We start from the raw sequence: 10,552 nt of genomic DNA, 5'->3' as shown, positions 1-10,552 counted from the left end.
CATGTTCTCCAGGTGGAGGTCGCCGCAGACATAGGTGGTGGGTGCCTCCATCAGCGCGGCCTCGGTGCCCACCGAGGCCGCGTAGAGGTGGTTGGTGCCGCGCAGGAAGGCGAACGGATCGGCGGCGATGGCCGCGAGCTTGCGGGTCAGCCGCTCGGGATCGCGGCCATGGTTATAGATCAGGATGGCTTCCGTAGCTGGGTGCATGGGTTCCTCATAGTGGCGGGCAACCGGTCAAGTGTACCCGGATGGCACCCATGGAACACGCACCAGACGCGCATGCGCGCTCAGCGGAAGAAAACCCCGCGCAAGAGGAATGTGTAGTCCGCCTCGGCCGCCATCAGGCCCACCAGCACCAGCAGGCATAGCGGCGGTATCAGGATGGCGCAGATCAGCGCCAGCCGCTCCCAGGCCATGTGCATGAACACGGCCACGATCAATCCGGCCTTCATCAGCATGAAGAGCAGGATCAGGGTCCAGCGCAGATAGCCCTCGAAATGGAAGTAGTCCACCAGGTAAGACAGCGTGGACAGCACGAACAACAGCGCCCAGATCTTCAGGTACAGGCCAATGGGATGCTGCTGCCCGTGCGGTTGCCCGTGCTGCTGCCCGTGCGGCAACTCGTCGTGCGAGCCGGCAACGACGGGCGCATCCGCGGGCACTTCGGGAGATGGGGTCGACGCAGCCATGGGGTGCCTCACCAAAGATAGAAGAGCGCGAAGATAAAGACCCACACCAGGTCCACGAAGTGCCAGTAGAGCCCGGCGATCTCCACGATCTGGTAGTTGCCCGTGCGGTCGTAGCGTCCGCGCAGCGCCTTGGTGGCGACGATCAGCAGGTAGATTACGCCGCAGCTCACATGCAAGCCATGGAAGCCGGTGATCATGAAAAAGGCGGAGCCGAACTGCGGCGCACCCATCGGGTTGCCCCACGGGCGCACGCCCTCGGTCACGATCAGCTTGGTCCACTCGAAGGCCTGCATGCTGACGAAGGCCACGCCGAACAGCGCCGTGGCAAACATCAGCAAGGCGCATTTCACGCGGTCGCGACGGTAGGCAAAGTTGACAGCCATCGCCATCGTCCCGCTGCTGCTGATCAGCACGAAGGTCATGATCGCAATCAGCAGCAACGGCACCTCGGTGCCCCCCACCTTGAGCCCGAACACGATGCTGGGGTTCGGCCAGGGCGCCGTGCTGGCGATCCTGACCGTCATGTACCCGGTCAGGAAGCAACTGAAGATGAAGGTGTCGGACAGCAGGAAAATCCACATCATCGCCTTGCCCCACGACACCTTGAAGGCCTGCTGGTCGGAGGACCAGTCGGCCACCAGCCCGCGCAAACCGGTCACCGCCGGCGCAGATGAAGTGGGTAGCGAAGACATTGGCGCGTCTCCTTCGAGGATGTGCCTGGCCGCCTAGCCGCGGCCGCAGATATAGCGAACGAACTCCGGGGTGAGCCAGCCGAGCGCAGCTAGCAGCACCAGCCACACGGCCAGCAGGAAATGCCAGTAGCGCGCGCACAGGCGAATGCGCAGCGCGCTGCCCGGCCCGGCGCGCATGGCAATCGCCCAGCCAGCCAGGCCGCCCAGCACATGCAGGCCATGCATCGCGGTCAGCAGGTAGAAGAAGCTGCCGGACGGGTTATTGGCAGGCACCACGTGGATGGCGAGCAGGGCCTGCCATGCCCACAACTGCGAAGCGACGAACGCCGCCGCGGCCAGCCCGCCGAAGCGCAGCGCGCCGTGCGCCACCGTGACGCGTCCGGCGCGGGCCGCGCGCGCAGCCACCAGCATCACACCGCTACCCGCGGCAAGCAGCGCCGTGGACAGCCATACCTGCCACGGCAATGCCACGGCGTGCCAATCGGGCGAATCCATGCGCATGGCGTACGCGGCGATGAACAACGTGAACAGCGAGCTCGCCACGCCCATGAACACCCACAGCCCGATGCTGGCCGGCGCGGGCCCCGCACGCTGCCTGCCCACATCGCCCGGCCCGGGGCCCGGGCGCCGCTCGCCGTCGGCACCGGCGCGATACACCAGGTTCGGGTTCATGCCACGGCTCCGTGGCTGGTATGCGGCTCGGGCTCGGCGCCGCCGGCCTCGGGTGGCGCGTTCTGCGCAATGAAATCCTCGCTCGCGCCAGGCACGCTATACGCATAGGCCCAGCGATGCACCACCGGCTGCTCCGCGCCCCAGTTGCCGTGCACGGGCGGCGTATCCGGCGTCTGCCACTCCAGCGAGGCCGCGCGCCAGGGATTGGACCCCGCCAGCCTGCCTTGCCTGAGGCTCCAGGCCAGGTTGAAGATGAACAGCAACTGCGCCGCCGCCACGATAAACGCCGCCACGGAGATATAGGCGTTCATGGCGTGCGCCGACTCGGGGATGAAGGCGTAGTTGTCGTAGGCGTAATAGCGCCGCGGCATGCCAAGGATGCCCAGGTAATGCATCGGGAAGAAGATGGCATAGGTGCCGACGAACGTCACCCAGAAATGGATGTGCCCCAGCTTATCGTTGAGCATGCGGCCGGTGACCTTGGGGTACCAGTGATAGATCCCGCCAAACACCACCAGGATCGGCGACACGCCCATCACCATATGGAAGTGCGCGACCACGAAATACGTGTTGGACAGCGGGATATCCACGCTGACATTGCCCAGGAACAGCCCGGTCAGCCCGCCGATCACGAAGGTGCTGACAAAGGCGATGGCGAACAGCATCGGCACCGAGAAATGGATGTCGCCCCGCCACAGCGTGATGACCCAGTTATAGACCTTGATGGCGGTGGGAATCGCGATGATCAGCGTGGTGGTAGCAAAGAAGAAGCCGAAGTACGGGTTCATCCCGCTCACGAACATATGGTGCGCCCACACCACCACCGACAGCACGCCGATGGCCAGGATGGCCCACACCATGGTGCGATAGCCGAAGATGCTCTTGCGCGAATGCACGCTGACGAGGTCGGAGACGATGCCGAACGCCGGCAGCGCGACGATATACACCTCCGGGTGGCCGAAGAACCAGAACAGGTGCTGGAACAGCAACGGGCTGCCGCCCTTGTAGTTGAGCTGCTGGCCCAGCGACACGATCGCCGGCATGAAGAAGCTCGTGCCCAGCGTGCGGTCCAGCAGCATCATCACGCCCGACACGAACAGCGCCGGGAAGGCCAGCAGCGCCAGGATGGTGGCCATGAAGATGCCCCACACCGACAGCGGCATGCGCATCAGCGTCATGCCCTCGGTGCGGGCCTGCAGCACGGTGGTGACGTAGTTGAGCCCGCCCATGGTGGCCGCCATGATAAAGATCAGCAGCGACACCAGCATCAGGATGATGCCCCACTCATAGCCGGGCGTGCCTGGCAGGATGGCCTGCGGCGGATAGAGCGTCCAGCCGGCGCCGGTGGGCCCGCCCGGCACGAAGAAGCTCGACAGCAGCACCAGCACCGAGAGGAAGTAGACCCAGAAGCTCAGCATGTTCAGGTATGGGAACACCATGTCGCGCGCACCCACCATCAGCGGGATCAGGTAATTGCCGAAGCCGCCGAGAAAGAGCGCCGTGAGCAGGTAGATCACCATGATCATCCCGTGCATGGTCACGAACTGGTAGTAGCGGTTGGCGTCGATGAACGTGAAGTGCCCTGGGAAACCCAGTTGCAGGCGCATCAGGTTGGAGAGCACCACGCCTATCAGCCCCACGAAGATGGCAACCAGCGTGTACTGCACCGCGATCACCTTGTGATCCTGGCTCCAGATGTAGCGGGTAAAGAAACTCTGCGGTCCGTCGTGGGCGTCGTCGTCGGCGTATGCCATTGCACTCCCTCCTGTAGCCTTCCTGCACCCTGCTTGCAGCCTGCCTGCAACCTACCTGGCGGCCGCGCCGGACGCCGCGCCCGCCTGAGTGGCCGCGCCAGGCGCGCCAGTCGCACCAATGGCGCGGATATACGCAATCAGCGCGCTCACCTCCTCGTCGCTCAGGGCCATCTTCGGCATGAGCGGGCCGAAGCCCTTGACCAGGCGCGCCTGCGGATCGATGATCTCCGTCCTCAGGTAGGCGTCGTCGACCTTCGCGCTGCTGCCGTCGGCAAAGGTCCCTGTACTGCCATACAAGCCTTTCCAGCTTGGCCCGACGCCAACGCTGCCATCGATGCTGTGGCAACCCACGCAGCCTTTGCTCTGGGCCAGCGCGCGGCCCTGCTCGGCGAGCGTATCGGCTGCGGCTGCGGCGGGCGCGCCAGCAGCCGCTGTCGCCGCAGGGGGCGTCTTCACCATGGTCAGCGCAAATGTCGGCTGGCGCGCGAGCCACGCCTGGAACGCGGCCTCGTCCTCCACCACCACGCGGCCACGCATGTTGTAGTGGCCGACCCCGCACAACTGCGCGCACAGGATCTCGTACGTGCCCGCCTTGGTCGGCGTGAACCAGAACGACGTGACGGTGCCCGGCACCATGTTCATGCGGGCGCGAAACGGCGGCACGTAGAAGTCGTGCAGCACGTCCTTGGAGCGCAGCAGCACCGTGACCGGGCGATTCAGCGGCAGATGGACTTCCTGGCCGGCGACGATGATGTCGTCCTGCCCGCGCGGGTCGTCCGGGTTCACGCCAAGGGGGTTGGCCGGCGTGACAAAGCGCGGGTCCGAGGTGCCAAGCTGGCCGCCCCGGCCGGGAAAGCGAAAGCCCCACTGCCACTGCTGGCCCACCACCTCCAGGACCATGGCGTCGGCGGGCGGGCGCACGTACTCGGCATAGACGAACAGGCCAGGCGCAAGCAGCGCAATCACCCCAAGCGTGGTGCCCGCGACCAGCCACAGCTCCAGCTTGCTGTTCTCCGGCTGATAGGCCGCGCGCGCGCCGTCGCGATGGCGGTAGCGCCAGACGATGTAGGCGATGAACAGGTTGATGATGACGAAGAAGATGCCGGTGATGACCAGTGTGATCGTCAGCGTGTCGTCCATCTGCTTCCAGTTGGAGGCAAGCGGCGTCGCCCACCACGGGCTCACGAAATGGAAGAGCACCGAAGCAACGACGATGATCACGATTGCAATGGCTATCGCCATACAGACCCTCCTCCCCCTTGCGTACAGAAAGTGCGTACAGAAAGGCCGTGAACTACACGCAAGGCTGAGATAAGACTAGTGCATCTGGTCCGCCACCGGCAAGGCGACCTTGACAGCGCTTTGAGTGTCATGCCACACGAAGCTGGCCGGGCCCCGCGCCGCCAGCGGCAAAACAAAAAGCGGCGGAGAAAGCCGAAGCTTTCATCCGCCGCTGCCGGCCCGCACGGCCCGTGTAGTGGCAATGCGCGGGTCTAAACCGCTAAGCCGCGTGTCCGCAGGGCAACAGAAACAGGGATGCGCTGCGGCACGCGCTGATGGATAGGCTGGTTTCTTCTCCTGTTTGCGTGCTCAGTGAGATACATCCTTGCTTTCGAGCTTCCAGTAGGCAATGGCCGCGGTCATGCCGAAGATCATGTGGCCAACCAGCGTATGCCAGCCGCGCGCATCGGCGAACCAGGTGAAAAAGCGTGTCATGCCGTAGAAGTTGAGCACGTAGACGGCAATGCCGAATACCGCGCCCGTGAGCAATGCGAGGCCCGTGCTCGAATCCAGGTGGAATGGCGCGATGATGGCCCCCAGGATCATGCCCAGCACCGCGCCGAGCACAAAGTGGATCGCCAGTGCCGCGGCTACGGTACTCACGCTGAACAACGAGGTCTGCAACACGCCCTGCCCCATGAGGATGGCCGCGATCATCCGCGTTGTGCCCCAGGGATTGACGCCCGCCACCATCGTGGACCAGAACAGCTCGATCACCATCAATAGCGCCCCTGCTGCCAGGCCGGACACCGCCGCCGCGGTCCAGTCTGGCGTTCGGCGCACATAGTGGTGCGATTGCATGTGAAGTTCCATAGCCACCTCCGGATATGCTGGTGCGCTGCGGCATTTCGCAGCGGTTGTACAACTACGCTTGCAGTCAGCTGATCGCTGATCACTGATTGGGCCCGCGTATCTGCACAGCATAGGACACGCCGGCCTGATCGTTTGACTGCACACCCGCAAATAAGTGCAGCGGGTGTGCGCCGGGCAACGGTGCGGCGGCGACAAGGCGCAGTGTGTATGGCGGGTTCGGTACTTCGGCGATCTTGCGATGCGCTCAGGCCTCGATCTGCATGCCCGCTGCCGCCTCCACCGTTGCCAGGACGCCACGCTCGCGCAGCATGCGCGTGTGCGCGGCCAGTGCTGCGACGAAGACACGCGACGCACCGAGATCCCCGAACACCGGCGCGAACGACGCGATGGCCGCAACGCGATCCTCTTCGTGCACGTGCGCAGCATCGGCCTTGCTCAGCAAGGCTCGCAGCGACGAGGCGAGCGGGTCTTCGATACGGTACCTGGCGCCGTGCTCATCCGTGCCGCGCAGGAAATGCAGCCAGGCGGCAACGCCCAGCGCCAGGCGCGGAAACGGCGCGCCGGCCCGCAAGCGCTCACGGATCGGCGCCAGCAGGCGCTGCGGGATCTTCTGCGAGCCATCCATGGCGATCTGGCTGGTCTGATGCTGCAGCGCGGGATTGGCAAAGCGTGCCAACAGGTCGCGCCGATACGCCGCGGTGTCCAGCCCCGGCAACGGCGGCAGGGTCGGCAGCATTTCCTGCTCCATCATGCCCGCCACCAGCGCGCGCACTGCCGGCACGGCGATGGCGCGGTCGGTGGTGGCCCACCCGGCCACCACGCCCAGATAGGCCATGGTCGAATGGCTGCCGTTGACGAGGCGATGCTTGAGCGTCTCGAACGGGTGCGCGTGCTCGACGAACTGCGCGCCGCCCGCCTCCCAGCGTGGCCGGCCGGCCACGAAGCGGTCTTCCATCACCCACTGCAGGAAAGGCTCGCCCACCACGGGCCACGCATCCTCCACGCCAAGCGCGGCGCCGACGTGCGCGGCATCCTCCACGGTGGTCTTGGGCACGATGCGGTCGACCATGGCGTTGGGAAAGCTGCAGCGTTCGGCCACCCAATCGTGCAGCGCACCATCCACGCGTGCGCAGAAGGCCAGCAGCAAACCGCGCAACGTGTCGCCGTTGGCGGCGATGTTGTCGCAAGAGAGCAAGGTCAGCGGCGGCAGGCCACGCGCCATGCGCCGTTGCAGCCCGCGTGCGAGGTAGCCCATGGCGGTGACCGGTGCAGCGGCATGCAGCAGGTCATGCGCGATGCCCGGGTCGCCGAAGTTCAATGTGCCGGTGGCAGGGTCATGACAGTAACCCTTCTCCGTCACCGTCAGGCTGACGATGCGCGCATCCGCATGCGCGATCCGCTCCAGCACGGCATCGGGATCGTCGGCGGCCACCAGCACAGCGATCACCGCGCCGATCACCTGCAACTGCTCGAAGCGGCTGCCGTCGTCCCGCACCCCGCGCAGCGCCAGCGTGTACAGGCCTTGCTGGGGCGCCAGCGCATCGCGCGTATCTGGCCGGCGCAGCGAGACGCCGACGATGCCCCAATCGAGCGAGCGCGCATCGGTTGCGTCGGCGTGCAGCGCGGCTTGCGTCGCCGCCGCCTGGTGCGCCCGGTGAAAGGCGCCGATGCCCAGGTGGACGATGCCGCCGCGCAGGCGCTCACGCGGATAGCGGGGGCGCAGTACGTCATGCGGCAATTGCGCGAACGTGTCGGGATGCAGTCTTGGCATGGTCATGGTGCGTCCTGGTGTTGGCCTACCAGTGCCAGAGCGTGCCATCGTGGGCGAGGCGATTCACCGGCAGGTAAGCACGTTGATAGGGATACCTGGCCGCCAGCGTCTCATCGATATCCACGCCATGCCCCGGCGCATCGCCCGGATGCAGCATGCCGTTGGCGAAGGTGTAGGCATGCGGGAACACTGCATCGGTCTGCTCGCTGTGGCGCATGTATTCCTGGATGCCGAAGTTGGGCACCCACAGGTCGAAATGCAGCGCGGCACCCATGCACACCGGCGAGAGGTCGGTCGCGCCATGCGAGCCGGTGCGTACCTGGTGCATCGCGGCGAAATCCGCGATGCGGCGCAGGTGCGTGATGCCCCCCGCATGGACCACCGTGGCGCGGATGTAGTCGATCAACTGCTCCTGGATCAGCGTCTTGCAATCCCAGATGGTGTTGAAGACCTCGCCCACCGCCAGCGGCGTGGTGGTGTGCTGGCGGATCAGCCGGAAGCTCTCCTGGTGCTCGGCGGGCGTGGCGTCCTCCATCCAGAACAGGCGGAACGGCTCCAGCGACTTGCCCAGGCGAGCCGCCTCGATCGGCGTGAGCCGGTGGTGCACGTCGTGCAGCAGGTGCAGATCCCAGCCGGCCGCATCGCGCACCTTCTCGAACAGGCGCGGCGTGTGGTCCAGGTAGCGCTCCGTGCTCCAGTCGTGCTCGGACGGCAGCGACGCATCGGCCGGCTCGTAGAACAGGCGGTCGGACGACACGCCATACACCTTGTTGAGCCCCGGCACGCCCGCTTGCGCGCGCACCGCGCGGTAGCCCATCTCCTTGTAGCGCAGCACCTCGTCCACCGTGGCCTCGATATCCCTGCCATTGGCGTGGCCGTACACCATCACGCCGGTGCGGCTCTTGCCGCCCAGCAACTGGTAGAGCGGCAAGCCCGCGGCCTTGGCCTTGATGTCCCACAGCGCGGTATCCACCGCGGCGATCGCGCTCATGGTCACCGGCCCGCGCCGCCAGTACGCGCCGCGATACAGGTACTGCCAGATGTCCTCCACCTGGTGCGGGTCGCGCCCGATCAGGCAGGGCGCCACGTGGTCCTCCAGGTAGCTCGCCACGGCCAGCTCGCGCCCGTTGAGCGTGGCGTCGCCGATGCCGGTCAGGCCCTCGTCGGTCTCGATCTTCAGCGTCACGAAGTTGCGTCCCGGGGAACACACGATGACGCGCGCGGCGGTGATCTTCATGCTCTCTCCTGTGTGGTTCTTGTCGACTTGCCCAGCGCCTGAATGCGCTTACATGACCGCGCCCAACGACCACGGCACGAATTCGTTCTGCCCGTAGCCATGCAGCTCGCTCCTGGTCTTGCGCCCGGATGCGGTCTCCAGCATCAGCCGGAAAATCTGCTCGCCCTTCTGCGCAATGCTGGCCCCACCATCGACAATGTCGCCGCAGTTGATGTCGATGTCGTCGGCCTGCCGTTGCCACAGCGCGTTGTTGGTCGCCAGCTTGAGCGAGGGCGATGGCGCGCAGCCGTAGGCCGAGCCGCGCCCGGTGGTGAAGCAGATCAGGTTGGCGCCGCCCGCCACCTGGCCGGTGGCCGAGACCGGGTCGTAGCCAGGCGTGTCCATGAAGACCAGGCCGCGCGCGCGCACCGGCTGGGCGAACTCATAGACCTCGACCAGGTTGGTGGTGCCGCTCTTGGCCACCGCGCCAAGCGATTTCTCCAGGATGGTGGTGAGCCCGCCGGCCTTGTTGCCGGCCGAGGGGTTGTTGTCCATGCTGCCGTGGTTGCGCGTGCAATAGTCTTCCCACCAGCGGATCCGCGCCAGCAGGCGCTCGGCCACTGCCGGCGACGCCGCGCGGCGCGTCAGCAGATGCTCGGCGCCGTAGATCTCGGGCGTCTCGGACAAGATGGCGCCGCCGCCATGGCGCACCAGCAAATCCACGGCCGCGCCCAGCGCCGGGTTGGCCGTCAGCCCGGAGTAGCCATCCGAGCCGCCGCATTGCAGGCCCACCGTGATGTGGCTCGCCGGCACGGCTTGCCGGTGCACGCGGTTGGCATCGGCAAGCAGTTCCTGCACGATGGCCACGCCGCGCGCCACCGCGCCGGCGGTGCCGCCGCTGTCCTGGATGTTGAACGCGTGCAGGCGCGGGCCACCGGCCATGCCGGTGAGATGCGCCTCGGCCAGCAGGCCATCGATCTGGTTGGCCTCGCAGCCCAGCCCCACCACCAGCACCGCGGCAAAGTTGGGATGGCGCGCGTAGCCCCCCAGCGTGCGCCGCAGTACGCGCAGGTTCTCGCCTTCGCTGTCCGTGGCGCAGCCCGCGCCATGCGTAAGCGCCACCACGCCGTCCACGTTGGGAAACGCTGCCAGCGCCTCGGGGCGAAGCTCGCGCCGGAAATGATCGGCAATGGCGCGTGCCACCGTGGCGGAGCAGTTCACCGAGGTGAGGATGCCGATGTAGTTGCGGGTGGCCACGCTGCCGTCGGCGCGTTTGATGCCATCGAAGCTGGCGGGCGCGCCGACGTAATCGGTCGCCCGCGCATCGGCGCCGGCGGCGTACTCGCGCGCGAACTCGCCCATGGCCAGGTTATGCGTATGCACGTGCTGGCCCGGCGCGATGGGCTGGCGCGCAAAGCCGATGACCTGGTTGTAGCGCCGCACCGGCGCGCCCGCCGCGATGGCGCGCACCGCCAGCTTGTGCCCGGGCGGCACCAGGCTGGCCACGGTCACCCCCTCGGCGGCGATGACGGTGCCCGGCACCAGTTGGCGGCAGGCGATGACGATGTCGTCGGCAGGATGGATGCGGATGACGGCGGGGGCGTTAGCGGCTGGCATGCTGGCTCCGGGCGGGTGGCTGAGAGGGGACGTGCAGGATGTGCCGC

10 protein-coding genes are annotated in these 10,552 nt (G+C 66.5%); all 10 read right to left on the bottom strand.

All coding sequences use genetic code 11. The features are described from left to right. Positions 1 to 207 (bottom strand): DUF2252 family protein (locus ACYP5B_RS25925; protein ID WP_459571601.1); only part of this gene is annotated, 207 nt, incomplete at its 3' end. Between the two features lie 80 nt (positions 208 to 287). Further along, on the bottom strand, positions 288 to 689 hold the full coding sequence (locus tag ACYP5B_RS25920; protein WP_459571600.1) for a cytochrome C oxidase subunit IV family protein: 402 nt from the start codon (positions 687 to 689) through the stop codon (positions 288 to 290). Between the two features lie 8 nt (positions 690 to 697). Beyond that, positions 698 to 1,381, bottom strand: a complete 684-nt coding sequence (locus ACYP5B_RS25915; protein ID WP_318231662.1) for a heme-copper oxidase subunit III family protein — start codon at positions 1,379 to 1,381, stop codon at positions 698 to 700. 33 nt (positions 1,382 to 1,414) lie between these two features. After that, the gene (locus ACYP5B_RS25910; protein WP_400094080.1) at positions 1,415 to 2,053 is read right to left on the bottom strand and encodes a cytochrome c oxidase subunit 3 family protein; all 639 of its coding nucleotides are present in this window, start codon (positions 2,051 to 2,053) and stop codon (positions 1,415 to 1,417) included. Further along, a complete protein-coding gene (gene ctaD / locus ACYP5B_RS25905) occupies positions 2,050 to 3,807 on the bottom strand; it encodes a cytochrome c oxidase subunit I (protein ID WP_400094081.1) in 1,758 nt (585 codons plus the stop codon). The genes ACYP5B_RS25910 and ctaD overlap by 4 nt, the downstream gene beginning before the upstream one ends. A gap of 51 nt (positions 3,808 to 3,858) precedes the next feature. Then, on the bottom strand, positions 3,859 to 5,049 hold the full coding sequence (locus ACYP5B_RS25900) for a c-type cytochrome (protein WP_459571598.1): 1,191 nt from the start codon (positions 5,047 to 5,049) through the stop codon (positions 3,859 to 3,861). A gap of 348 nt (positions 5,050 to 5,397) precedes the next feature. Then, positions 5,398 to 5,901: a hypothetical protein gene (locus ACYP5B_RS25895; protein ID WP_318231658.1), complete on the bottom strand. Its 504-nt coding sequence runs from the start codon at positions 5,899 to 5,901 to the stop codon at positions 5,398 to 5,400. A 244-nt stretch (positions 5,902 to 6,145) separates the two neighbouring features. Then, positions 6,146 to 7,678, bottom strand: coding sequence for a mannitol dehydrogenase family protein (locus ACYP5B_RS25890; protein ID WP_459571597.1), 1,533 nt, complete (start codon positions 7,676 to 7,678; stop codon positions 6,146 to 6,148). A 19-nt stretch (positions 7,679 to 7,697) separates the two neighbouring features. Next, positions 7,698 to 8,909 (bottom strand): D-mannonate dehydratase ManD, encoded by a 1,212-nt coding sequence (gene manD, locus ACYP5B_RS25885; RefSeq protein WP_400094086.1) that lies wholly within the window; start codon positions 8,907 to 8,909, stop codon positions 7,698 to 7,700. Positions 8,910 to 8,957: 48 nt separating this feature from the next. Continuing rightward, positions 8,958 to 10,505 carry a UxaA family hydrolase gene (locus tag ACYP5B_RS25880; RefSeq protein WP_318231655.1) on the bottom strand — a complete coding sequence of 516 codons (1,548 nt, stop codon included), beginning with the start codon at positions 10,503 to 10,505 and terminating at the stop codon, positions 8,958 to 8,960. Between the last annotated feature and the right edge of the window lie 47 nt (positions 10,506 to 10,552).

Source organism: Cupriavidus sp. 8B (assembly GCF_054589115.1).
Note: the sequence above shows the minus strand (reverse complement) of the source record. Positions and strands in the feature narration are given on the sequence as shown.